Origin of the sequence: Acinetobacter sp. NBRC 110496, assembly GCF_000876115.1 — a bacterium.
In the GTDB taxonomy this organism is placed as follows: domain Bacteria; phylum Pseudomonadota; class Gammaproteobacteria; order Pseudomonadales; family Moraxellaceae; genus Acinetobacter.
In genome coordinates, this window is sequence record NZ_BBTF01000004.1 from 81,440 (window position 1) to 106,535 (window position 25,096).

Genomic DNA, 25,096 nt, shown 5'->3' on the forward strand with positions numbered 1-25,096 from the left:
AACTCCCCCTTATTTTTACGGTTTTAAATAGATCAAAAAGTCAGAACAAAAATGCCTGCTGCCAACACAGCAGGCGAAAAAACTTTATTTCGGGATATACGGACTCCAAGGCTCGGCCTTGATGGTTTGCGGTGTTTTGTAGACCACATCAAATTGGCCATCCGCACGGATCTGCCCAATCATCACTGGCTTATGTAGATGGTGATTGCTTTCATCCATTTTGAGGGTATAGCCTGATGGGGCAGCGAAGGTCTGACCCGCCATCGCATCACGGACTTTGTCGACCTCAGTCGTGCCCGCTTTTTCAACGGCTTGCTTCCACATATTGATCCCAACATAGGTCGCTTCCATCGGATCGTTGGTCACGACTTTGTCGGCATTTGGCAATTTGTATTGCACTGCATATTGTTTGAATTTATTCACAAACTCGGTGTTCTTCGGATTTTTCACCGACATGAAATAATTCCATGCTGCTAAATGACCGACCAATGGTTTGGTATCGATCCCACGTAATTCCTCCTCACCTACAGAGAAGGCCATGACTGGAATATCGGATGCTTTAATGCCTTGGTTACCCAATTCACGATAGAACGGCACATTAGAATCTCCATTAATAGTCGAGATCACCGCAGTCTTTTTACCCGCAGAGAACTTCTTAATATTGGAAACAATGGTTTGATAATTGCTGTGACCAAATGGGGTGTATTCTTCCATGATGTCGGCATCAGCCACGCCTTTCGACTTCAAGAAGGCACGTAAGATTTTATTGGTGGTGCGTGGATAGACATAATCGGTGCCGAGCAACACAAAACGTTCTGCTTTACCGCCTTCATCCCCCATCAAATATTCAACCGCAGGAATCGCTTGTTGATTCGGTGCTGCACCGGTATAGAAGATATTTTTAGATTGTTCTTGGCCTTCATATTGCACTGGGTAGAACAACAAGCCATTCAACTCTTCGACCACAGGCAGCACTGATTTACGCGAAACGGATGTCCAACAGCCAAAAATGACTGCGACCTTATCTTGAGTAATCAACTGACGGGCTTTTTCTGCAAACAATGGCCAATCCGACGCAGGGTCAACAATCACAGGTTCTAACTTTTTACCCAGTACCCCACCATTGGCATTGATTTCATTGATGGTCATCAAGGCGGTGTCTTTCAGCGAAGTCTCTGAGATCGCCATGGTGCCTGAAAGTGAATGCAGGATTCCCACTTTAATGGTGTCGCCGCTTGTTGCGGGTGCCATCTTGGTTTCTGTTTTGGTTTGTTCTGTTTTTTCTGCTGGTTTTGAACAGCCGACCAGACCGATTCCCATCATGGCAGCCATCAGTACGGACATCGACAATTTATTTTGCATCTTCCTCTCCACCCATCAATATTGTGATTTTTACTGGGTGGAGTTATTCAATTTTTATGCCAACACAATAACCAATTGTTTTTTATTATATTTAATCAAGGTCTCTGATTATTTCATGGATCTTGTATACAACATTGCATACAAAAAATACGCGATGAACTAAAATGATGCAAATTTGTTCAGCTCGAATCAGAATCAAGCAGCCAAAGAAAAAGCCAAGCATCAGCTTGGCTTTAATCGGTGCATGGCTCAAGCCATTTAGACAGTAATATCAGCGAGATTACCCTTTTGCTCTAACCAGTGTTTGCGGTCAGCTGAACGCTTTTTCGCCAGCAATTTATCCAATAAACCTGCGGTTAAATGCGCATCATCCAAATCCAACTGCACCAAACGACGGGTGTTCGGGTCCATGGTGGTTTCACGCAACTGACTGGCATTCATCTCACCCAACCCTTTGAATCGGGTGATCTGCGGATTTTTATTGCCCTTGACCTTCTTCAAAATGCTTTCAAGCTCATCATCGTCCAAGGCGTAGTACACTTCTTTACCAATATCAATACGATAGAGCGGCGGCATCGCCACAAACAAATGACCTTCTTCAACCAAAGTCGGGAAATGTTTGACAAATAAAGCACATAATAAGGTGGCGATATGTAGACCATCCGAGTCCGCATCGGCAAGGATACAGATTTTGCCATAGCGTAATTCAGACAGATCATCACTGCCCGGATCAACGCCAATGGCGATGGCAATATCATGCACTTCTTGAGAAGCCAGCACTTCGTCCGAAGAGACTTCCCAAGTATTCAGAATTTTTCCGCGGATCGGCATAATCGCTTGGAAATTCTTGTCTCGCGCCTGTTTGGCACTACCGCCTGCAGAATCTCCCTCGACAATAAACAGCTCACTGTCTTCACGAGTTAAGCCGACACAGTCTGCCAACTTTCCAGGTAAAGCCGGGCCGGCAACAATCTTTTTACGTTCAACTTTTTTAGCGGCTTTGAGACGACGTCCGGCTTTGGCAATCGCCATTTCAGCCAATTGCGTCGCAATCTCCGCATGTTGATTCAGCCATAAAGCAAACGCATCTTTGGCGATGTTCAGTACAATATTAGAGGCTTCACGACTGGATAACCGTTCTTTGGTTTGGCCCGAGAATTGTGGCTCTTGGAATTTCAGCGATAGAATAAAATTCACCCCATCCCAAACATCTTCCGCAGACAACTTCATATTACGTGGCAACAAATTGCGTAATTCACAGAACTCACGCAAAGCCTCCGTCACACCCGAACGTAAACCATTGACATGGGTACCGCCTTGCGCGGTTGGAATCAGGTTGACATAACTTTCCTGAATCTGCTCGCCACCTTCGACATTCCAGCAAATCGCAAACTCACAGGCCGCGCGGTCTGCTTGGCCACTACTGACAAAAGCAGGATCAGGCAAGATGTCCCGATCTTGCAGTTCATCCATCAAATAGTCGACCAGACCATTTTCAAACTGCCATTCAATCTTTTCTTTATTGATTTTATCGTCATAAATAATCTTTAAGCCCGCGGCTAAAACGGCTTTGGCTTTTAAATTATGTTTCAGCGCTTTCAGTGCAAATTTAGGGCTATCAAAATACTTGCCTTCAGGCCAGAAACGCACCGTTGTACCCGTTGCGCGCTTGGCCACTTTACCTTCAAGCACCGATAAAGGAGCAACAGGCTCACCTTGTTCAAAGGCCATTTGATACAGGTTACCCTGACGCTGTACCGCAACTTCAACACGGGTCGATAGCGCATTCACCACCGAAATCCCAACCCCGTGCAATCCCCCCGAAAACTGGTAGTTATCGGTGCTGAATTTGCCACCGGCATGCAATTTGGTCAAAATGATTTCGATACCACTTTGTCCATATTCAGGATGGATATCGACAGGCATCCCCCGTCCATTATCTTCAACCGACAATGAGCCATCTTCATAAACCGTGACACAAATTTGATTGGCGTGCCCTGCAAGCGCTTCATCGACTGCATTATCAATTACCTCTTGCGCCAAATGGTTTGGACGTGAGGTATCGGTATACATGCCTGGTCGACGACGAACTGGATCTAAACCAGAAAGAACTTCAAGGGATTGTGCCGTGTATTGTGTCACTGGGTCTGACTTCCTTATTGGAGGGCTGCCGATAAAAATTCGAGAACTAAAGGTAATTTTTCTTCAAAATCATCCATTGCATGATTACCATCTGCGTCGGTTAAAATCAATGATGATGGATGAACAGCACTATAATAACGTTGAGCTTCACGATAATCCAAGACTTCATCGCCTTGTTGCAACAGCACCAGAATTTTATCAGCATGATTGAGTTTCGTGTCAGCAATCGATTGTAATTGCTGCAATTGATCGGCATCAAGCGTCCATGATTCAGTGACTTTGAGCGGGATTTGCTCAATCCCGAATAAATCTTCGAATAATTGCCATGGTTGCATAGCTGGATTGATCAGTACAGCAGGACAGGCATATTTGGCGACAAGATATGTCGCGTAAAAGCCTCCAAGGCTACTTCCAACTAAAACCACTTTATCAGATGGTAAATTTTCGATAAGCTGCGAAAGTTGTGTCAGTACCTGCTCGGGCGTTTGATTTAAATCAGGTAAATGCACCTGTATCGTGTCATGCTGTGCACAAAATTGTTGCAGCTGTTGCCCTTTTACTGACATCGGACTGCTGCGAAAACCATGTAGATAGATAATTTGCATACGCACCCAAATAGGCAATAGCTTGACATAAAGTGAAATAAATCACATTATTTTGATTAATTGTTAATCAAACAACAATATAAATTACATTTAAGCTCGATATTGTCTGACACAAAAAACGATACTGTACTCCGTTCATCAGTATTCTAAAAAAATTACGCATGAAAGACATAAGATGTAAGCGTTTGTTGTAGTTTATCTAAACAATATTCAGAAAAATCACTTCAAACCTTCGGTATATATCAAGGATGGGGAAATTAATATGCCAAGTTTAACACCTCTGCATGAAACTTATTGTAAGTGGGATCGCACGCCCCCAAGTCAGGCAGATGTTTTGGAGGGTTTGGCACAGCTGGTCAGTACCAGCCTCAGTGGCGTACACGAACTGATTCAAGTGGTACAAACCGAGGTATTAAGGACAACGCTCGGTTTAAGTGCACAAAAAGCCAAACAATTACAAAAGCACCCACAACTGCAAAAATTTTATCAGTTCTCTTATGTAGCACTGCAAAAATATGGCAGTCACTTTCTTGCGCCCAATTTACGTCGCATTATTGAAAAATTTCCAGTCTTACATGACAAACCTCTGACTCCCACACTGCATTTTTTAGTGGGCGCACTGAATGGAATTTTTGGTGATTTCTTTTTAAAGCAACACAATCCAATGGCCTTGCCAATGGTGCTTTATGATCACTATGGTTCTTTACAGCAAGGCGAGTTAACCGGACGTGTGGTAATTCTTGCCCATGGTTTATGCATGAACCATTTGACCTGGTCTAATCATCGCTATGGCGGGATTGGTGAACGCTTACTTGCGCAACGAGATAACAACACCATGTTGTATCTCAATTACAACACCGGACGCCGAATTTCTGCCAATGGCCGTAGTTTTGCCAATACCTTAGAGGATTTGGTGCAACGTAACCCACGTATCACCAGTATTGACCTGATTGGCCACAGTATGGGCGGCTTGGTTTCACGTAGTGCCCTGTTTTATGGCAAACAGAATCTGTATCAATGGGTTCATATGGTCGAGAATCTGGTCTGCATCGGTTCGCCTCATCATGGTGCAGTACTTGAACGCTTTGGTTTCGTCTTGCAGGACAAACTCGGCGGCTTCCCCTTTATCAACTTGCTAGGTCAGTTGGTGAATGTGCGTAGTAATGGCATACTCGATCTGCGTTATGGCAGTGTTCGTGATGATGACTGGGAACACAATGATGCCCGCATTGGTTTTGCTGATGACAATCGCAAACCCGCTCCGTTACCGTCCCATATCAATACCTTCTTGATTGCAGGGACTTTAGAATTTGAGAAGTTACGGAATAAAGCGCTGTCTGTGATTGGGGACTATTTGGTCAGTGTGAAGAGTGCTTTGGGTGAACACCAGAATCCACGTTTTCAGTTGAAGTTGCCTGATACGCATAAAGCAGTTTTTTATGGGCTGAATCATTTTGAAATTCAGTATCATTCGAGTGTGGCCGAACAGATTACGCGTTGGTTATACCCAGATGCCAGAGAAAAAGTTGAGGCCGGTGTACAAACCCATATGATCAATGTCCCGCATAACTATACCTTTGATGATTTAGAAGGCATTGTTGAGACCTAAACGATAAAAGCTCAGTTAGATTTTAGCTGAGCTTTTTTCGGTCAAAAGCTGTAACAGGCTCAATCATCTAAGGAATAGCTTTACTTCACAAATTCACCTCGGTCATTTAATTTCAGTTTTAGATCTTTTCCATCTTCTTTATATAAAATTTCATACTTCTGATTAATCACAATATTTTGAGATGCATCTAAGGTAATGCTTTTAACCAAACCAAACTTGTTTACTGTTGTCAGATTTATTTCTGGATTTCCTGCTTCACTTGAAGAAGGAGATGCAATTAATAAAATGCCTGCACTTGTTTCTGGGAAAACGACTGAATCACCATAACGTGGGTTGATAAAGTTATAAACTTTGATTAGACGAACACTATCAATCAAATTGATTGAGCCGCAGTTCATTCTTTGTGCCGATAAAATACAGTTAAGATGTGCATTTGAGTTATAAGGAAGCGAAGTGATCAGGAAACCATCATCATTTTTTAACTTTGTAGAAATTGACGGGCCTTTTTTTATTTGGCTTTGATCGGAAATTTCATGTTTCTTTTCTGGCGCATTGCTACAGGAAGAAGCTAAGAGACTTAGACTGACCAAGCCTAGAATGTAGGTATATTTTCTATAGGATGAAGTCATAATAAATTCCTTTAAAATAAAATACCTAACCAAAATCTAAATTAAATTACTTAGCTTGTTTTTCAGCAGACAGAATTCCTGTTGTTTCACAACCTAAAGTCGACGAAATACATTTTAAGCTACCATTTAAAACAGCCTTGAATTGGGAAATTTTTCCATCTTTATAAGTTTTAACATTTGCAAGATAAGTATACTGTCCTTTCTTAATGTCATATGTTACCTGATCACCCATGAGTTGGTCTGTTTGTTCACTCTTATCTTCACTATCAGAATGTATAACGGGTATTTCGGTAAAATTATTATTATTTATATTATATATAAAAACAGTGACTTTATTACTTTTAAACGGAACTTTAACATAGTTAACAGTACTTAACTCTCTTATTCTAAAAGCTAAAATAGCTTTATCGTGATATAGTAAAGCTAAGTCAACATTAGACTCCACAGGCACTGCTGTCCTTAAAACATCATATACAACCTTACCATTTAATATTTGGACACCATATTTTTTTAATGTGTAGTTAATATTTTTCTTTGTTTTATCAATATTACCAAAATCCGTTAACTTTATTTTTAAATTAGGATTGATAACTGAATACTTATTATATACATCTAGATATTCCACAGGTGATTTCACTTGGGTAGAATCTTGAAGATAATCATTCCATGAAGAATTTTCTTTTGCATAACAAAAGTTAAAGAAAAAACCATAAGCAACTATCATCTTTAAAAAAATAAATTTATTCATAATCTTTATTTCAACCTCCCTATAAAAAATTAGATTAATTTATAAAAAATACACCCCAAAACTATTGAGGTGTACTAAAAAATACTAAATATAGTGTTCAAATTAATTTAAATTCCTCTTCAATAATTTTCCATTTTTATCTTTATAAGTTATTACTCCATAATTATCAATTGAGTAATAATCACCAATTTTCTCTACATTTAGTGTAGGTTTTAATTTTATCAGATAAAACTCAGAACTAGTTCCTTCATCTGTTTCCATATACTTTTCAGCAATAGAATAAAAACCATCTTTCATTTTAGGAAGAAACCTAAACGTATTTGCATTCAATGAATCCACTTTAGGATTATCAAATATATTCAAAAAATCAGGAGATATTTTCTTTAACTCAGATAAAGAATATGCCCTATTATTAGAACTTTCAAGCTGCTCACATTTTTTCACTGGATTTTTCTCATTACATTTAGAGAAGAAATCAGATGAGATAGGTGTTTTAATAAACACAAGGCTATTACTATTATTTTTTTGACTTATATCCTCTACAATACTCACTTTTACAAAAGCGTTATCAATAATTTTAAAGCACGCTTTTGAATTTAAATATGTATCTCTATAAGAATATAAATCCCCTGATACACACAACTCATCTTTTTCAACAGCGTAATTAAAGTTAGCTTTTTTCTTATTTATTTGGTAATTCAAAGGGTAAACTTTATAACTTCTTTGATTTAATGCGGCCAATCTATAATATTTTCCATCATCAATTTTTATTACAGAATAATCTTTATTAAAATCTGACTTTCTTCCAATATTTCCTTCAAAAACTTTAATTTTATCCGTTTTACAGTAATAGTTATTAACATCATAATCAAAACCACAAGGCTCAACTTTAATATTTTGACCATTCTCTTTAGAAAAACAAAAACTTGATACTACTAAACCAACAGAAAATATCATTACTTTTTTCAAAAAATTCATTTCAAATTTCCTATTAGTCTAAATCAGCCACTCTTAATTTTTAATTTATTTTAAAAACACCCCAACTCAGTTAGGGTATTTCAGCTCAATATTAAGTAATTTTTATTTTAAACTTCTCTTTAGTAATTTCCCATTGTTATCTTTATAAGTTATTATCCCTAAGCTATCAATTGAGTAATAATCACCTATTTTTTCTATTTCCAGTTTTGGCTTAATTTTAATCAAATAAAATTCTGATTTAGCCTCTTCATCTGTATCTACATACTTTTCAGCTATAGAGTAAACTATATCATTACCCTTAGATATAAATCTAAAATTATCGACATTAAGATCTTTTACCTTACTATCTGACAAAAAACTCACTTCAACTGGGAGTTCTTTTAAAATTTTCGTTGATTGATAAGAATAATCTTTTATATCACTTATTTTCCTGCATTCTTTTTCAGATTTATTTTCTCTACATTCTGAATAAAAATTTGATGATATAGGGTATTTAATTACTCTGACATTTTCTTCTGTTTTATTAATATCCTTTGCTGCAATTGTATTACCTGAACACCCTAAAACTGATAAAACTACAAGTAGAGTTAAGCTAACAGATGTATTTTTCATTATTACTATTTCCACTATGATTTATTTCGGCTCATCAATTCAGGGCTTAATTATTAAAACTATTAATTTTTTAAAAAAATCAAATAGTGCCACCTAGAAACTTATAATTACACAAGACTAAAATCATCGCTTTATATAATTTATTTTTCCAACCACACAAATTAAATTGGTATAATGAAACATAGAATCAGCTGAATACAAACCTTTGCATGTTATTTGTGCGGGCTTATTATATTCAATCTTATATTTCACATCTAAATAGTTCAACTGGATTTCTTTTATTTTTTTATACTCTTCACCCTCTTCTTTTAAATAAAAATCTCTAGCTGTTGGCAATAAAACAACATCATACGGATGTATTTTATTTTGTTCATCTATACTCTTTTTATTTAATATATGACCTGTTAGGATTGTAAAATTATCACTCGCATATGTTTGCGATAAAAATATGGTGTTCGCTACTATGAAAAAAAACAAAGCGTTTATTTTTAAGTTAATCATTATGGCTCTCTACTTTTACTAATTTACCTTCCTCATCCCACTCTTTCCATTTACCCACTTTAATTCCCTCTTTATATGTACCATCATAGATAAAAATTTGAGGGTTCATAGTATATTTTTCATAGCATCTACCATCTTCCAAACCATCTTTGTAATTGCACTCACCTGTTAACTTGCCATCTTCATTCCAATTTTTACTATTACCATTTATTTTACCAGCTTTATAATTTGTTTCTTCCTTTAAATTTCCATTTTCATACCAAACACGCCATAGACCATTTTCTTTATGATCATTATATTCGGTCTCCGCTGCTTTACTACCAGACTCATACCATACAATTCTAGAACCTTCTCTCGGATAATATGATGTATCAGCTTGTTCATTATAAACATAATCCAATTTACCATCTGTTAAAATATACGGATCAGTTTGTTTTTTACCCGTAATATAGAAATCCTGAACTAAAAATCTTTGCCCATCTAACTTCTTTAATAAAACCCGATAAAATTCTGCCTGTTCTTTTGTTGTCATTTCTTGACCAGATGATTCTGCATTCTTCATATACAAGATAACCGAATCAGTACTTTTATCATGGGCTTCAAGTTTTTGCTCAGTTTTCTCATTTAAGTGCTGATTTTGAGTTTCTGATTGTGAACAAGCACTTAAAAGAAATAAAGAAGAATAAAAGCAGATGGTACTAAATTTCATAAATATATCCTGATTCTACCGTGTTGCATTGCTTGTACGAACTGTTTTTAGCCCTAAAGCTCCATATAGATCATCAACAGACATTTTCTTTTCCAAAAGTTGAGATTTCGAAAACTCATGATAAGCTTTTGGTACATAGAATCTATAAGCTGATATTGATTTACTAGCAATCGTGATTTGATCATCCTGATTCCCACCTATTATAAGAAATCGACCACTCGTCTTATCTAAACAATAAACAAAACCAACATGACCAAAACCTGATTTAGCTTCTGGACTAGCTCCTGAGGAAGTAGGGATAGTTGCCAATGCACCAAAAATAGGCTTTGTTATTTTAACAAAATTTTTTGTATCACGACGAAAGCTTAATGCACTTGCTGGCTCAGCTGATTTTGCATATTTAGCTTCTTGTAAACAATAATTTGCAAATGATGCGCACCATGCCTGAGTTGAACCAACCAAAGTATTGATTTTACTACCTGTTAACATATGATAGTTATCTTGTTTTGTAATGACACCCTCTCTTTTGCCATACCATTGTTTTAGCTCCCGAATTACAATTGGCATCCATGGCGCTTCTCGATTATTCACAGGTAAAATCGCTAATCCCTCACCTGTTCCTGATTTACTTCTTGTAACCTCTTGTATATTATTCCCCAAACCAGAGATAACCGTAGTTATTGAGGTCAAAGCTGCTGTCCCAACGTCATTAGATTCTTGCTTTTTTGTTTCACTTTTTGGTTTAGTATGAGTACTAGAAACAGAAGATGGTATTGTAACTATTTGACCAACTAAAATCGTATCTCTTTCTTTAATCTGTGGATTTGCTTTCATAAGACTATCAATTGAGATACCTTTTAATTTACAAATTTTATAAATTGTATCGCCAGATTTAACTCTATAAATATTTGCAGAACTATTTCTACTTTTACCTTTTTGTTGCTCATTAATTTTTTTTGCAAAATACCCTATCGCAAGCATTTGACCTGCATAAATTTCATTTGCATTTTTTATATTATTCCACTGTTGAATTTGTTGGGCAGTGACACGAAAGCGCTTTGCAATTTTTGAGAGCACATCACCATTGACAACAACATAATCAATTCTTGGTATATCATCTTTTTTTGCGCTAAAAGATCCATTCTGAGGCATTAACCTACTGGTAAAACGGGCTGCATTATTAACCAAACTAACCACTTGAGACTCAACAGAAGTTACCACCTCTCCAATTAATGTTTCACAACCATCCACCATAGCACTAAAAGAAATTTTATCTCCTTGTTTTACATGAGGAATCGGAGGTAAATTTCCATTTTTATTAGTGACATATTCTTTTTTCCTATCATTATGATTAATTATGATTTTTTGATCGGCTAATGGATTAGAACCATTACTAACATTTACAGTTGTAGTACTAATCCATTTATCAGAACGTGGAGGTTGTGTATTTGTATTATAATATCCCTCCTTACGCTCCATAGCATCCATTAATTTCTCAATTCCTTTATCATCTAACGATGACAATACGGTCGAGCGAGTAAAACCTGTGTGTTTTATTAAATAAGCAATATATGCTTCAGTATCATTCTCATTAGGCGGTGCATAAATATATAGAGCATCTTTTAATGAGTAATTATTATATTTACGTCTAAGCAAAGCCTTTTTTTCTCGTCTTCCTATTTCATAGCTTTCAAAAATAGCAAAATTTCCACTTTTCGTATTTCCAGTACCAATTTGTCCTGGATACATTCCTTTATCTTTAGGTCTCATATTTCCAGGGTTGTTAAATCTCCAAGCAATTGTTCCTCCTGTTCTTAATAAGATTTTCCCATCATCTGAAAGATATTGAACAGTCAATGTCGGTCTGTCATGAGATGCTTTAATAAATTTCGCCATAATTATATTCCTATTTATTTATTATCGAATTTATTAGGTCTGAATCAAGAAAATCATGCTCAATGTTTTCATCTTCAAATTCACAATATAAATTTTCTGGAATTTCGACTTCATTTTCTGATTCATTTTCTTCGCTAGAAGATAATTCTTGAACATCAATTTTCCATAACTCCTTACCAATCGACAACTCCACCTCATCTTCAGTGTCACTGAAAACTCGTGGCAATTTTGTTTCAGTGATCACACCACTTGAAAGTATTTCTCCACTTTCTTTATTAATAATTTTATAAGGTTGGTTAACAAAGCCCATTAGATCAAAGTTAATATCATTACCAAATGGAGCAAATCTCAAGCTAAATTTATTCTTTTCTATCTTAGGTAAATCATATTTTGGTATAGAAATATTTTCACCACTTAAAAAAATATGCTGCCCACTCTTCACCTCAAACTTGCCACCTGTTTTTATAAACACTCCACCTCCATTCACAATTAGTTGACTACCTCCAGCCTTAATATCAATTTCTTTTGCACTAGTAAGCTCAATTTTTTCCTCAGTCGAAATTAATCTAATGACCTTCCTAGCAATCACTTCAATTAGATCATCCTGCGCCTGCAACTCCAATTTCCCTTTTGCTGCATAAGCTCTAAAGCCCTTTTGCGCGGCAAACAAACTGATCTTGTCCTGTGCATGCCCAATAATATTCTTCTGTGCACTCAGGTTAATTGAACCACTGGCACTCTCGGCAATATCCTGAGAGGCCTGCAAAATAATATTTTCAGGCGTGGTTAACGCAATTCCATTCGGTGATGCCAACAACATCAAGGCCTGTCTGAAAATCTTGCCTTGCTCTTGTTGCTTGGCATTGGAACTACTTTCCAAGCCTTGGGTATAACCTTCCATAAAGCCCTGTAATGAGCTCAAGGCTTTGGACGGAGTGATGTCTAACTTGCTGCCTTTACTAAAGGTTCCACAGGTACTCATCAGCTCAAAATCTTTAATATCGACATTGGCCAAAACCTTCCCGACTTCTTTAATACTCTCAAACGGGTTTTGCTGAATCCGATCTTTAATACTGGCAAGCTTACCTTTGACAATATCAGCGCCATGCTCTTCTACGTTTTCAATGAACTCTTTCAGATTTTCAACCGCATCTTTGGCATCACTAAAGAACGCATTAAATTCTTCTACTGCGCCTTTGGCATTACCGCCAAGTGCACCAATATCCTCAATAAAACCACCGCAATCCTTTAAAGCATGAATTGGGTCATTACTCATCCCTTCTTTAAATAAATTTAAAGTACTATCCAGTGCTTGACCTGTGGTTTTAAGTTCCAATGACTGAATAAACTTCGGTAAGCGGTTAATCACATTCAGCGCATCGGTCTGTTGTTTAGCAGCCACTTCACTGAGCATTTTCATGCTGTCATAGCCCTGTGACAGCAAAGATTGTGCTTGAGCAGCTTCCAGATGATCAGCAATGGCCTGTTCTTGGGCATAGGTACTGATCAGCATGCCTTTGCCTGCCCGCACAGCGCCCCAAGCATCGGTTCTGAGCTCGAAGCCCTCACCACGACCGTTGCTGCTTTCCTGCACTTTAGGGTGGCTTAAATTACCTAAATTCAGTTGTGTTGCAGCATGGCTACTTTGTAACTGGGTACTGATTTGCCCCGTTGTATCATCAAAACGTAACTGGTTAAAACCACTGCCATTGACTTCCTGACTGCGGATACCACTGAGTTTTTTAGTATCTGGGAGTTGTCCTTTGACATCAAACTTGGTCGGAGAACGTTGCGCTTCATGGATTCGCCCTGTCACAAAAGGACGGTCGATATTGCCATCAAAGAAATCGATGACCACCACTTCACCAATCCGTGGCAAGAAGCGTGCACCATAGCCTTCCCCCGCCCAAGGCGTGAGGACATCCACCCATGCAGAGTCGGTGTCATTGTCATTGCTGCCCGCACCACCATCATGTCCATGGTCATCGCTACGGGTAAACAGAAAGCGCACCTTAATCCGTCCCCATTCATCCACATAAATGGTTTCTCCTTCCGGCCCAACCACTTTGGCGCGTTGCGGATAGGCAATCGGACGATGCAACTCTGGATCATATTCAGGGGTGATTTTAATCTGACGGCGAATCAAGGTCAGTTCATTACCCTGACGCTCTGCCTCGTCATAGCCGTGTTGATCCCAGCGGCTTTGGCTGAGCAGCTGACTCACCTGTTGCTGTAAATCTTTCGGTAAATTATTTTGATTGTAGAAATGCTTGGAGATAATCAGGAACTCTTGATCAGCCCCTTCATGCTGATCAATTTCAGGATGTTCCCTCAGATTAAACCAATAGCCAACCTGACTATCCCGTACCGTGCTGTAAGCCTTAAAGTATTTGGCTTGACTGGCATACATGTCATTGAATTGCTGATTCAGTTTTTCTAACTGACTGTTCCCAGAAGCTGTCGCTTGGTCTTCACCCTTTAAATCCTGCATCCAGGCTGGGCTGATATGCCATGCCTGCTCAAGACTTAAACTGGCAGAGTCGAAACTGTCCGAATGGTTATGGCTGGTGACGACTGAACCTGCGCCTTCTTCTTGTGCCAAGGCATCGGGCTGCCAGCGTTGCAGATGCACGGCTGTGGGTTGCAGGCTTCGCACCGCCACAAAGCCAGTAATGCTATCCTGAAATTCTGTGGCACTGCTGCGATGATAACGAATGCTCCGTCGAGCCAGAGCCTGATACTGGCTATTGTCATCAATTAATCTTAGCTTCTGCGCTTTAACAGGGGTACTCGAATGCGGCACAAAAAGTTCAGCTTCATCAATCAGCCAGCTAATGCCTTCACTGCGCCATAAGCGCGTTAGAAAGTCATAATCAGATTCATTCGAGCCCATCACAAAGGGGCGTATATCATAATTCTGGCTTAAGCCATTCAGATCCAGATTCAAACTTGCCGCAAAAAGTGGGCTTCTTTGCTGCCACTCCTTGAATAAAACTTCGGTAATTTCCACAACCGTTTTATTCATAAACACACGGCTGTTACGGCGCTTATGCCATAAATGAGTCGCATCGTTTATAGTTAGCTTATACAGCGTTAATGCACCATCACTTTGCCCATAGCTGGCCTCAGTCACAATCCCCGTGGTGCGAAACAACTGCCCTGAATCGGTAACCTGATCAACCGCAACCTGAACCCCAATAAACTGTTTGAGGGGAATCTGGGCATTGGTCGACAGGCAAATCAGCTCAGCTTCCAAACCCACATTGAGTTGATGCTGGCCTTGTATGCGCTGTAAAAAAACTTGATTATTCAGTAGATGATTAGAAAACTGTACGTGGATAGCACGTTTCTGTGCATTTAGCCCTATTTTTTCTAATACATTAAATATATTAAAAAGCATTTTTTATAATCGGATTGTGCTGGGATTTGGCTGAACTTTACAAAAAACAGACTTATCTGTCCATAAAAAAAGCGTTCAAGCAACAAAATGGCACAACTTGTTTAGTTATAGAGAATATAAAGCCCGAAATATGCATTCACATTTCGGGCTTTATCCAGCGAGTACAGATGCATGCTGTTATTTTGCAGCAACCCCGTAGTTTCTAAACAGCTGCCATAAGCAGATCAATAAAATCAGGCTGAAATACAACAAAGACCAAACTGGCAAAGATTGTCCCAAGAACGTCCAGTCAATCACTGCACACTCACCAGAACCTGAAAGCACTTCCTGTAATACCGCCTTCATCGGCAACACATCAACCAGATAATCTAAACCCGGCCCACAGCTTGGCACTTGGTCAGCAGGTAAATGCTGCAACCAGATATGGCGTGCTGCGACGGCAACTGACCAGCCAATTGATACGGTCGCCAAGAAAGCATAAAAACGTTTGAATGCACTCGAAACCGGATTATGAATAAAGGCAACGAGGGCAATCAAACCCATTATAATCAAGCCGATACGTTGGAAAATACACAATGGACAAGGGTTTAAACCTTGCACATGCTCTAGATACAACGCAAATGAGATACCAATGATGCTGGTCAGTACCAAAACAGCGCTGACTAGGCGGTAATTCCATCGCATGGGAAGTCCTCTAAAATTTTAACGGTATTGTGCAAGATATTGTTCAAAACTCATGTCGTTATCTTGTTCAAGTTGCGCCTGTTTTTGCAACGATGTTTGCGCCAATTGTTCAAAATAATGTTTGCGTTCTTCACTGAGTGGATGTTGGTCATAATGATCAACATGTTGCTGCGCCATGACACTGCCAAAATTCCATGTGCCGCCATGCTGCAAGGTATCTGCAATCACATGAGCCGAAGGGGTATTTTCGACATGGTCTAGGCGCTGCTGCATCACTTGGATCGCATCTTGATACAGCTGTGTGCCATCCATTTGGTCTAATAGCTTGGCACAGTCTTGAATCGCATTTAAATGGGTTTGTGCCCAGTCTTTTAGTGCAATCGAGTGGTCTCCCTCTTCGATCTTGGCATCTGCTGCACGACCACGATTGACCACTTCTGTTTGATTGCGGTCAATCTGCTCTTGTTCTTCAGCAAATAAATCTGGACTGTCTTTGAGCAAACAGTACAACGCCAGACTTTCAAGGAAGCCTGCCGAAATTTCATCAATCCCAATCGCACTATACGGATTCACATCCACTGCACGTAATTCGACATAACCCACACCACGATTTTTTAAGGCTTGTGATGGTGTTTCACCCGCTTGTGGTACCTGTTTAGGGCGTACCAGACTGTAGTATTCATTTTCAATCTGTAGCACATGATCATTGATCTGAATCGGCTCACCCTGCTCATCGTTGAGGCCCAGTGCCGTAAACTCTGGATATGGCGTATGCACGGCTTTTTGTAAGCCATCCAGATAATCATGCAGGTCGTTATAATGAATGCCAAGCTCTTTTTGCGCTGAGTTTTGATAGCCCAAACGCCCCATCCGTAAAGCGGTTGCTTCAGGTAAATAGAGCGTACCCTTTACTAAGGGTTGTAAATGGTGCTGACGGCCAGTCAGAAAACAGCGGCATACCGATGGGCTCGCACCCAGCATATACATCACCAAAGGAATCAAACGAATAAAGTTGCGGATCAAACCGAAATAGCGGTGACTACGATAATCTTGCAGGCTGAGCTGTTTTAATTGTGGGTTGCTTTCATGCTGCTGCAAAAGCGCAAATAATTGTTCTGGAAAAGATAAATTATAATGCACCCCGGAAATGGTCTGCATACGGCGACCATAACGCACACCTAAACCACGACGATATAAGGTTTTAAAGCGACCAATATTGGAACTGCCATATTGTGCCAGTTTAATATTTTCTTCGTTATCATCCAGCATACAGGGCATCGACAGAGGCCATAAGCGTTCGCCATCTTCCAGTTGCTCATGGACGATACTATGAATATCACTCAGTTCATTGAGTGCCGCCGCAATCGTTGTTTGTGGCGTGGTGATAAACTCCATCAATGCTTCTGAATAATCCGTCGTAATATATGGATGTGTCAGAGCTGAACCGAGCGCTTCTGGATGATTTTTTTGTGATAAAAATCCATTACTTTGCATCCGCAGGCTTTCACGCTCAATGCCACGTAACATCCCCTTTAATAGCGAGGCATCTACCCAAGTTGGTATCACAGAGGAAGTAAGGCTGGGTTGATTCATATTCTATTGCTCGCTTATTCAGGATCAGCCGACCACATGCATGGTAACGACGTCGTCGATTCTACAGGCATGATCTGCATGCCAATCCCTTCGACTCAGCCAATTATAACGACAATTACAATCTAGTCATCTGATTTAGTTTGGCAATTTTTATCACAATCTTGTTACATAAGACACGCTGAAATTGTGATTTTATTAAAAAATAAATCTTCCAGTGGATACTCCCCCATGCAAGCGCAAGACATTCTTAATTTTTGGTTTGACCCTGACCATCGTTCACTTTGGTTTGCTAAAAGTGATGATTTTGATGCAAAAATTCGCGCGTCCTTTGCAGAGATTCATCATCAGGCCGCTCAGGCCGAGCTGTGGTCATGGCGTGAAACAGCTGAAGGGCGCTTGGCGGAAATTATTATACTCGACCAATTCTCCCGAAATTTATATCGGGATCAAGCCCACGCTTTTGCTTATGACAGCCTTGCACTCGCATTGGCACAAGAGGCCATTAGCTTACAGCTGGACGCACAACTCAGCCCAGAGCAACGCTCCTTCCTTTATATGCCGTTTATGCATAGTGAATCCAAACGCATGCATGAATTTGCCCTGAAATTATTTCAACGCTTAGGCAATGAAATAAATCTAAGCTTTGAGAAAAAGCACAAAGTGATCATTGATCGTTTTGGGCGTTATCCGCATCGCAATGCACTATTAGGACGTCACTCAACCGCTGAAGAATTGGAGTTTTTAACTCAACCGAATAGCAGTTTTTAAGTCGATTCCCCTCGACACTGTACATAGGAATGGCATATGAAAAGCGTATTAATATGCACCCCGCTGCTTGTCGCACTGACATTTGCAGGATGTGCAACGGTTCCCTCCAAACCCAGAACCTTTGACCAACTGGGCCAATTCACCACTTATCCGTTAAATAACAAAACTTACCGTGTCGGTTTCCAAGCAGACAATAACTTGAGTTATGGTACGGCTGAGGAAATTACCTTGCTTAAAGCCGCACAAACTACGGTTAAAAATGGTTTCCGTTATTTTAGTGTGGTGGATGATCCAAGTAATGCCCGCCATAAGACACCGCGCCAAGCCGTGATTTATCCGACGCCATCGTATTACCCTTATGGCTATTATCGTCGTCATCCTGCCTTTTGGCCGGATCCATTCTACGATACCCCACAAGTGGTCAATCTTGATCCAATTCAAGTGTCGTATACTATCGAGTGCTTTAAGACACAGCAGCAATCTCCTGATGCCTTTGATGCTCAAATGATTTTGCAGTCTTTAGGGCCAAAATATGGCTTGAGCCCGACAGGAGAAGTGTTGCAGCCCCCTGCACCGCCTCAAAATAAAAAATAAATTAAAAGGATGACTCCATGAGTTCAGTCGAAGAAATCCACGTCCCGAGCTTACAACGAAGTAAATACTTCGCCACCATGGCACTGATCATTGCAGTGGTGTCATGGATCGCTTTAATGGTCGCGGCGCACTTTCTGCCTGAATATAAATGGCTCATCCATATTTTCATGCTCGGCGCGGAAGCAGGTGTGGTCGGTGGCTTGGCGGACTGGTATGCGGTCACTGTGTTATTCCGTAATCCTTTTGGCAGAATGCCGCTACCCAAACTGTTGCGTGACCACACCGAAATTATCCCACGCAATAAGGCCCGTATTGCCGAGTCAATGGGTCGCTTTGTACAGGAAAATTTTCTTTCCCCACAGATCGTGCAACGCAGTCTACAAAATGCTGATATCAGTTTGGCTGTAGGTCAATGGTTAGCCAGTCCCAAAAACAATCAGCAAGTGGTGCAGATGATTCAGCACACCGTGCCGAGAATCTTTGAATTTGTCAGCCAAGAGCAAATTGCACACTTCGTCCAGAACAACAGTGTGCAGTGGGTCAGAAGTACCAAGGTCAATAAACTGGCCAGTGAAATGCTGCGCGCTGTACTGGAAAATGATTTCCATCAAGATGTGCTACAACGTGGACTCGATCTGGCACATGAATGGATGGTGTCACATCCGGAAGAAGCACGTGATTTATCACGTAAATTATTCCAAGAATTAGGGGTCTGGAAGCTGGCCAAAGGCGCAAGCTGGATCGGCATTGATGTACAGCAACGCACCATTGACTCTCTGATTGAAAAAGTTGAGTCGATGCTGGCCAACCCAGATCATCCATGGCGTCAGGATATTGAAGCCACCACCCATAACCTGATGCTGGAACTGGCAGAACCCGACAGTGAAGCCAGCCAGCGTTTAAATCGTGGTAAAGATGCACTGCTTGATAGCCCACAGGTCCTGAATTTTATCAGTGGTGCGGTGGGGATATTATGTGATGCCATCAAAACCGATTTAATGCAGCAAGATTCAGGCATTGCCACTAACCTACAGGCGGCGATCCAGCAACTCGGTGAAAGTCTGATTCAAAATGAAAAAGTACGTCAGGTACTGAATGAAAAAATGGTCGGCTTAGCCATTAATTTCAGTGAGCAATATAGCGACAAGATCATTCGTTATATCAGTGAACGGATTCATGAGTGGGATTCACGAGAAATGATTGCCAAAATCGAAAGCGAGGTGGGCGGTGATTTGCATATGATCCGCGTCAATGGTGTGATTGTCGGTGCCTTTATTGGTTTAGCACTCGGTGTGATACGTGCCATTGTTGAAAATGTTTTGTAATATAGCATCAATATTGACTACAAAAACCTGTCATCAATAAGATACGCGAAAAAAGTCATTCGCAACCTGCGTGATTTCAATTAAGTGCTGTTTCTGCGATGTAATAAAACCAATGCAAGAAGTGAACAGGTTTTGCGAATGACAATGCTTTTGGTTACTTTGGGCGAAACCAAAGTAACTCCAGCTGAAGGCTTATCCTGAAATTAGATAAGCTCTCGGTAAGACACCATCAAAATACATAATCCATTAAAATTCTATAGGTCATTTCAATCATGTTGCAACTTCAGTCAAAACTCCCTAGCCAAGGCGTGACCATCTTTAGCGTCATGACTGAACTCGCACAACGACTCAATGCCCTGAATCTCTCCCAAGGCTTCCCCGATTTTCCAGCCCCGCCAGCCCTACTCGAAGCACTAAGCCAAGCCACGCTTTCAGGCTATAACCAATACCCTGCAGGTGACGGCGTACTGGCTTTAAGACAGCAACTGGCGACACAATTCTTAGCACGTGATCAACTGCAACTCGACCCAGTCACTGAAATCACCATCACCCCAGGCGCGACCATTGCGATTTTCTGTGCCATTCAAGCCTGTATCCATGCAGGCGATGAAGTGATTATTTTCGACCCAAGCTATGACAGCTATGCCCCTGCGGTTCAGTTGGCAGGTGGAAAATCAGTGCATATTCATTTAGAAGCACCCAGCTTTCAGGTGAACTGGCAGAAGGTCAAAGACAGTATCAATAGCAACACCCGCATGATTATTGTCAACACGCCACACAATCCAACAGGTGCGATCTGGTCAGAACAGGATTGGCGCCAACTGATTGAGCTGATCCAAGATAAAAATATCGTGGTATTGTCCGATGAAGTCTATGAACATCTGATTTTTGATGGGCAAAAACACCATAGTGCACTGCAATTCCCTGAATTACGTGAACGCAGTTTCGTGATTGGTTCTTTCGGCAAAACCTATCATGTCACAGGCTGGAAAACAGGCTATTGTGTTGCTGCACCACAACTCATGCGTCTATTTCGCCAGATTTATCAGTTTGCCAATTTCTGTGGCACTACCCCGTGCCAGATTGCATTGGCCAACTATATGCAGCAGCATCCTGAGCATATTCAGCAATTGCCAAGCTTTTATCAGGCCAAGCGTGACATGTTCAATACCCAGATTCAAAACTCGCGTTTTAACTTTATTCCCTCCCCAGGGACTTATTTCCAGAATCTGGATTACAGCAACATTCGCCCTGATCTCAATGATGTCGAGATGTGCCAATTTCTTGCCGAGCAACACAAAATTGTGGCCATTCCAATTTCAGTGTTTTATCAGCAGGCACCTGAATCACTGCGACTGATTCGCTTCTGCTTCGCCAAGACCGATCAAACATTACAACGTGCCGGTGAAATTCTCGTACAATGTTGATCAACAAAAAGAAACTGAACCCTCATCTTCAACACAACTGAGAATGTTATGTTGACAAAAATACAATCGTTTCAGGATGAAGCGTGAAGGAAATTGAATGACACCACGCCAACCTCTGGTGATGCAACCGAATCTCTGGAAAACCTTTTTTGTGTTTCTGGTGCCGCTGATTGCCACCAATATTTTACAAAACCTGTCAGGCACGATTAATACCATCTTTGTCGGTCAAATGATGGGGGTCAATGCCATTGCCGCAGTCTCGGTCTTCTTCCCCATCCTGTTCTTTTTACTGGCCTTTGTGATTGGAGTTTCCGCAGGCAGCACGGTACTGATTGGACAGGCATGGGGGGCACAGAATCTGGAAAAAGTCCGCTCCGTGATTGGCTCTACCGTATTTATGACCCTGATCGGGGGCAGTATCATTGCGGTACTGGGTTTAATCTTTGCCAAACATATTTTAGAGCTCCTTGGCACAGATCCTAAAGTCATGCATCTGTCCTTGCCTTATGTACAATGGATGTTGGTGGGTAGCCCCTTACTGTTCGTCTATATTATTTACACCTCGATTTTACGAGGTGTTGGCGATAGCGTAACCCCTTTGATTGCCCTGAGCCTGACCAGCTTGATTGGTTTAGGCGTGACGCCTGTTTTGCTAAAAGGTTACTTTGGTTTTCCGGCTTTAGGTATTGTTGCCCCTGCGATTGCAACCATTATCGGTTATGCCGCGGTGCTGACTTTCTTAGCAATTTATCTGAACTATAAAAATCATCCGTTAAAGATCGACCGTCTATTGCTGCAACATATTCGTCATGATGCCGAGCTCAGTAAATTAATTCTAAAACTTGGAATTCCAACGGGTATTCAGATGGTCACCACCTCCTTAGCAGGTCTGGTGATTATTGGCCTGATTAACCATTACGGTGCACATGCCACAGCAGCCTATGGTGCAGTCAATCAGGTGCTGAACTATATTCAATTTCCAGCGCTGTCGATTTCAATTGCTGCCTCGATCTTTGCTGCACAAGCGATTGGCGCAGGTAAACCCGATTTATTGGCCAAAGTCACCCGTACCGCTTTGGGCATGAATCTGTTATTTACAGGCACGTTGATTGTCTTAGCCTATTTGTTTTCAAAATATTTAATGGCGCTGTTTATTACCGATCACAGCGTAATTGAACTGGGCCAACAGCTGTTATTTATCGTGCTCTGGTCGATTCTGTTCTTTGGAGCCAGTGCCATTTTTGCCTCAATCATGCGGGCCAGCGGTGCGGTTAACATCCCGATGCTGATCAATATTTTCACCATTCTGCTGATCGAAGTGCCGTGTGCCTATTGGTTTAGCTCACTTTGGGGCTTAACAGGCATCTGGATTGCTTACGCACTTTCCTTTGTGAGTCTATGTGTCTTCCAAGCATTTTATTATCAATTCTTTTGGAAAAAGACCAAGATTAAAGTACTGATCTAAAGCATCTTTTTACTGATATAAAAAAGCCATTCTCAGAGAATGGCTTTTTTCATGCTAACAACTTACATCATCTTGGTTGCAAACGCTGCAATCCGTTGATAACCCGTTGGGAATAAACGCTGGAACGAATCCACAATACGGGCATCGGTACCAATCAATAAACGGCGTTTATCTTTCAAAACTGCATTAAGAATTTGACGTGCTGCTTCTTCGGGTGGAGTGCGCAGGAACTTGTCGAATTGCTTGATCGATTTATTCGGGTCCATCCCCAAACTCTTCAAGCTGTCATTCATTTTCGCTGCTTTGGCGATATTGGTACGAATCCCGCCCGGATGTACGCAGAGTGAGCTGACACCGCCCTTCTCAATGTCCAATTCCTGACGTAATGATTCAGTAAAACCGCGTACCGCAAATTTAGTTGCGTTATACGCCGATTGGGTTGGTTGTGAGGTCAAACCAAAAATACTAGAGATATTGATGATATGACCATCTTTGCTTTGTTTGATAAATGGCAGGAATTCTTTGGTTCCGTACACCACGCCCCAGAAGTTAATACCCACAATCCACTCTAAATCTTCGTAGCTTGCCCCTTCAACGGTTGAGCCTAAAGCAACACCTGCGTTATTGAAGATCATATTGACTGAACCATGATCTTGCACGGTTTCTTGTGCCCACTGTTTCACCGCATCGCGATCTGAAACATCAAGCACTTTGGTGGTGACTGAGACAGGATACTGTTTCACTAATTCTACAGTTTGCGCTAAACCTTTTTCATTGATATCACTCAATGACAAATGACAGCCTTGCTTCGCCAATAAAACTGCCAATTGCTGTCCAATCCCAGAACCTGCACCGGTGATCGCTGCGACTTTATTTTTAAAATTTTTCATTGCCTATCCTTTGTATTGCGAGTGATATGCACATATTCGCTTAGATCATGTGCAGTTTAAGCTATAACCAATATAATTTTGACAATACGTGTTGTCAATATAGTACACTCCAGCTTTAAGACAAATGGCAATAAGCGACACTGCACATGTCATAATAGGCCTATTTACATTTTATGACCGAACATGTTTAAAAGAGACAAGGCATATTTTCAAATTTTGGTTATGCTAAGTCGGCACAACAGCGTTGAAATGCAAATAAACATTAGACAGACGATTGAAAGATTTTTTAGGGAACGGTTTTCTCAATGGCAACTCAAGATCAAGTGACAGGCAAGAAAAACAATACCGCAGTCAAAGAGCGACAATTTAAGGGGCTCTCTTTAACCGAGCGTAAAGAAGCACGTCGTGAAAAACTCATTGAAGCTGGTATTGCCACCTATGGTACACAGGGCTTTTTCTCGGTAACCGTGAAAGATGTTTGTAATGAAGCCAAACTGACTGAGCGCTACTTCTATGAATCATTTAAGAAAAGCGAAGAGCTGTTTCAAACCGTGTTCTTAAAAATGATTGAGAAAATGCAAACCTGTTTAACTCAGGCTGTCCTGATGGCCGCGCCTGAACCCAAAAATATGGTGACTGCAGGTTTATCGGCTTTGTTGAGTGCGATTAAAGATGATCCACGTATGGCACGCATTATTTATATTGATGCCATGCTGGTGCAAGACCTGCATAATCAGGCCACTATTCAGGAGACCTTGACCCAGTTTGATCGCATTATTCAAGGCTTTGTGATGATCACCATGCCCAATGCACCACAAAGTACTGAAGAAGTTTCACTGATGGCTACGGGCTTAAATGGTTATGTGACCCATATTATTATTCGCTGGGTTTCAGAAGGCTTCGAACAGCCTTTACAAGATGTCTTGTCTGCCTGCTGTGCTGTCTTTTTGTCATTTATCGAAACCACATCACAAAAAAATTAAAATCGTTTTACAGTTTTGTGACAAGCACGGCGGTAAAACAACAGTTCAGTTAAGCAAATGAATTCATTTGCTTTATTGGTAGGCAAATTGTCATCAATTCGTCACCTCTACGCCCCATGATTGTCACAATTTATTGCTAAATTCGACTTTATTAATTCTTTTGCAATGATATTGTC

Annotated in this window: 21 protein-coding genes; 7 read left to right on the plus strand and 14 right to left on the minus strand. The window is 40.6% G+C overall.

Annotated features, from left to right (window positions below):
• Nucleotides 1-84: 84 nt before the first annotated feature.
• The 3 genes from urtA to Aba26S_RS03640 form a co-directional block, all read right to left on the minus strand.
• Nucleotides 85-1,362, minus strand: a complete 1,278-nt coding sequence (urtA, locus tag Aba26S_RS03630; protein ID WP_043970064.1) for an urea ABC transporter substrate-binding protein — start codon at nt 1,360-1,362, stop codon at nt 85-87.
• A 258-nt stretch (nt 1,363-1,620) separates the two neighbouring features.
• On the minus strand, nt 1,621-3,504 hold the full coding sequence (gene parE, locus Aba26S_RS03635) for a DNA topoisomerase IV subunit B (RefSeq protein WP_005238075.1): 1,884 nt from the start codon (nt 3,502-3,504) through the stop codon (nt 1,621-1,623).
• Between the two features lie 14 nt (nt 3,505-3,518).
• Nucleotides 3,519-4,109: a YqiA/YcfP family alpha/beta fold hydrolase gene (locus Aba26S_RS03640; protein WP_005270254.1), complete on the minus strand. Its 591-nt coding sequence runs from the start codon at nt 4,107-4,109 to the stop codon at nt 3,519-3,521.
• 262 nt (nt 4,110-4,371) lie between these two features.
• On the opposite strand from Aba26S_RS03640, the gene Aba26S_RS03645 reads away from it, so the two are divergent.
• Nucleotides 4,372-5,718, plus strand: a complete 1,347-nt coding sequence (locus Aba26S_RS03645; protein ID WP_005238071.1) for a hypothetical protein — start codon at nt 4,372-4,374, stop codon at nt 5,716-5,718.
• Nucleotides 5,719-5,798: 80 nt separating this feature from the next.
• Here Aba26S_RS03645 and Aba26S_RS03650 read toward each other — a convergent pair whose 3' ends face one another.
• The 10 genes from Aba26S_RS03650 to gshA form a co-directional block, all read right to left on the minus strand.
• Nucleotides 5,799-6,347, minus strand: coding sequence for a hypothetical protein (locus tag Aba26S_RS03650; protein ID WP_016651306.1), 549 nt, complete (start codon nt 6,345-6,347; stop codon nt 5,799-5,801).
• Nucleotides 6,348-6,393: 46 nt separating this feature from the next.
• Complete coding sequence (locus Aba26S_RS03655; protein ID WP_043970067.1) at nt 6,394-7,095, minus strand: hypothetical protein; 702 nt, start codon at nt 7,093-7,095, stop codon at nt 6,394-6,396.
• A 102-nt stretch (nt 7,096-7,197) separates the two neighbouring features.
• On the minus strand, nt 7,198-8,073 hold the full coding sequence (locus Aba26S_RS03660) for a hypothetical protein (protein ID WP_016651303.1): 876 nt from the start codon (nt 8,071-8,073) through the stop codon (nt 7,198-7,200).
• Between the two features lie 102 nt (nt 8,074-8,175).
• Nucleotides 8,176-8,685 (minus strand): hypothetical protein, encoded by a 510-nt coding sequence (locus tag Aba26S_RS03665; RefSeq protein WP_016651302.1) that lies wholly within the window; start codon nt 8,683-8,685, stop codon nt 8,176-8,178.
• Between the two features lie 123 nt (nt 8,686-8,808).
• Nucleotides 8,809-9,186 (minus strand): hypothetical protein, encoded by a 378-nt coding sequence (locus tag Aba26S_RS03670; protein WP_016651301.1) that lies wholly within the window; start codon nt 9,184-9,186, stop codon nt 8,809-8,811.
• Nucleotides 9,179-9,895: a toxin-antitoxin system YwqK family antitoxin gene (locus Aba26S_RS03675; protein ID WP_016651300.1), complete on the minus strand. Its 717-nt coding sequence runs from the start codon at nt 9,893-9,895 to the stop codon at nt 9,179-9,181. Before Aba26S_RS03675 ends, Aba26S_RS03670 begins: the two co-directional genes overlap by 8 nt.
• A 15-nt stretch (nt 9,896-9,910) precedes the next feature.
• On the minus strand, nt 9,911-11,791 hold the full coding sequence (locus tag Aba26S_RS03680) for a LysM peptidoglycan-binding domain-containing protein (RefSeq protein WP_016651299.1): 1,881 nt from the start codon (nt 11,789-11,791) through the stop codon (nt 9,911-9,913).
• A gap of 10 nt (nt 11,792-11,801) precedes the next feature.
• Entirely contained in the window at nt 11,802-15,191 is a 3,390-nt protein-coding gene (locus Aba26S_RS03685; protein WP_016651298.1) for a type VI secretion system Vgr family protein, read from the minus strand.
• A 177-nt stretch (nt 15,192-15,368) separates the two neighbouring features.
• Complete coding sequence (locus Aba26S_RS03690; protein ID WP_005270227.1) at nt 15,369-15,875, minus strand: disulfide bond formation protein B; 507 nt, start codon at nt 15,873-15,875, stop codon at nt 15,369-15,371.
• Between the two features lie 18 nt (nt 15,876-15,893).
• Nucleotides 15,894-17,468 carry a glutamate--cysteine ligase gene (gshA, locus tag Aba26S_RS03695; protein WP_005270225.1) on the minus strand — a complete coding sequence of 525 codons (1,575 nt, stop codon included), beginning with the start codon at nt 17,466-17,468 and terminating at the stop codon, nt 15,894-15,896.
• Nucleotides 17,469-17,696: 228 nt separating this feature from the next.
• On the opposite strand from gshA, the gene Aba26S_RS03700 reads away from it, so the two are divergent.
• From Aba26S_RS03700 to Aba26S_RS03720, 5 genes are all read left to right on the plus strand, one after another.
• Nucleotides 17,697-18,236 carry a DUF924 family protein gene (locus tag Aba26S_RS03700; protein WP_016651297.1) on the plus strand — a complete coding sequence of 180 codons (540 nt, stop codon included), beginning with the start codon at nt 17,697-17,699 and terminating at the stop codon, nt 18,234-18,236.
• Nucleotides 18,237-18,272: 36 nt separating this feature from the next.
• Nucleotides 18,273-18,830 carry a hypothetical protein gene (locus Aba26S_RS03705; RefSeq protein ID WP_005270221.1) on the plus strand — a complete coding sequence of 186 codons (558 nt, stop codon included), beginning with the start codon at nt 18,273-18,275 and terminating at the stop codon, nt 18,828-18,830.
• 17 nt (nt 18,831-18,847) lie between these two features.
• Entirely contained in the window at nt 18,848-20,155 is a 1,308-nt protein-coding gene (locus tag Aba26S_RS03710; RefSeq protein ID WP_005270220.1) for a DUF445 domain-containing protein, read from the plus strand.
• A 272-nt stretch (nt 20,156-20,427) separates the two neighbouring features.
• Nucleotides 20,428-21,582 carry a pyridoxal phosphate-dependent aminotransferase gene (locus Aba26S_RS03715; protein WP_016651296.1) on the plus strand — a complete coding sequence of 385 codons (1,155 nt, stop codon included), beginning with the start codon at nt 20,428-20,430 and terminating at the stop codon, nt 21,580-21,582.
• A 97-nt stretch (nt 21,583-21,679) separates the two neighbouring features.
• Entirely contained in the window at nt 21,680-23,047 is a 1,368-nt protein-coding gene (locus tag Aba26S_RS03720; RefSeq protein ID WP_005270217.1) for an MATE family efflux transporter, read from the plus strand.
• A gap of 62 nt (nt 23,048-23,109) precedes the next feature.
• Here the strand turns inward: Aba26S_RS03720 and Aba26S_RS03725 are convergent, their stop codons facing one another.
• A complete protein-coding gene (locus Aba26S_RS03725) occupies nt 23,110-23,937 on the minus strand; it encodes an SDR family oxidoreductase (protein ID WP_016651295.1) in 828 nt (275 codons plus the stop codon).
• 305 nt (nt 23,938-24,242) lie between these two features.
• On the opposite strand from Aba26S_RS03725, the gene Aba26S_RS03730 reads away from it, so the two are divergent.
• On the plus strand, nt 24,243-24,920 hold the full coding sequence (locus Aba26S_RS03730) for a TetR/AcrR family transcriptional regulator (RefSeq protein WP_016651294.1): 678 nt from the start codon (nt 24,243-24,245) through the stop codon (nt 24,918-24,920).
• Nucleotides 24,921-25,096 lie beyond the last annotated feature (176 nt).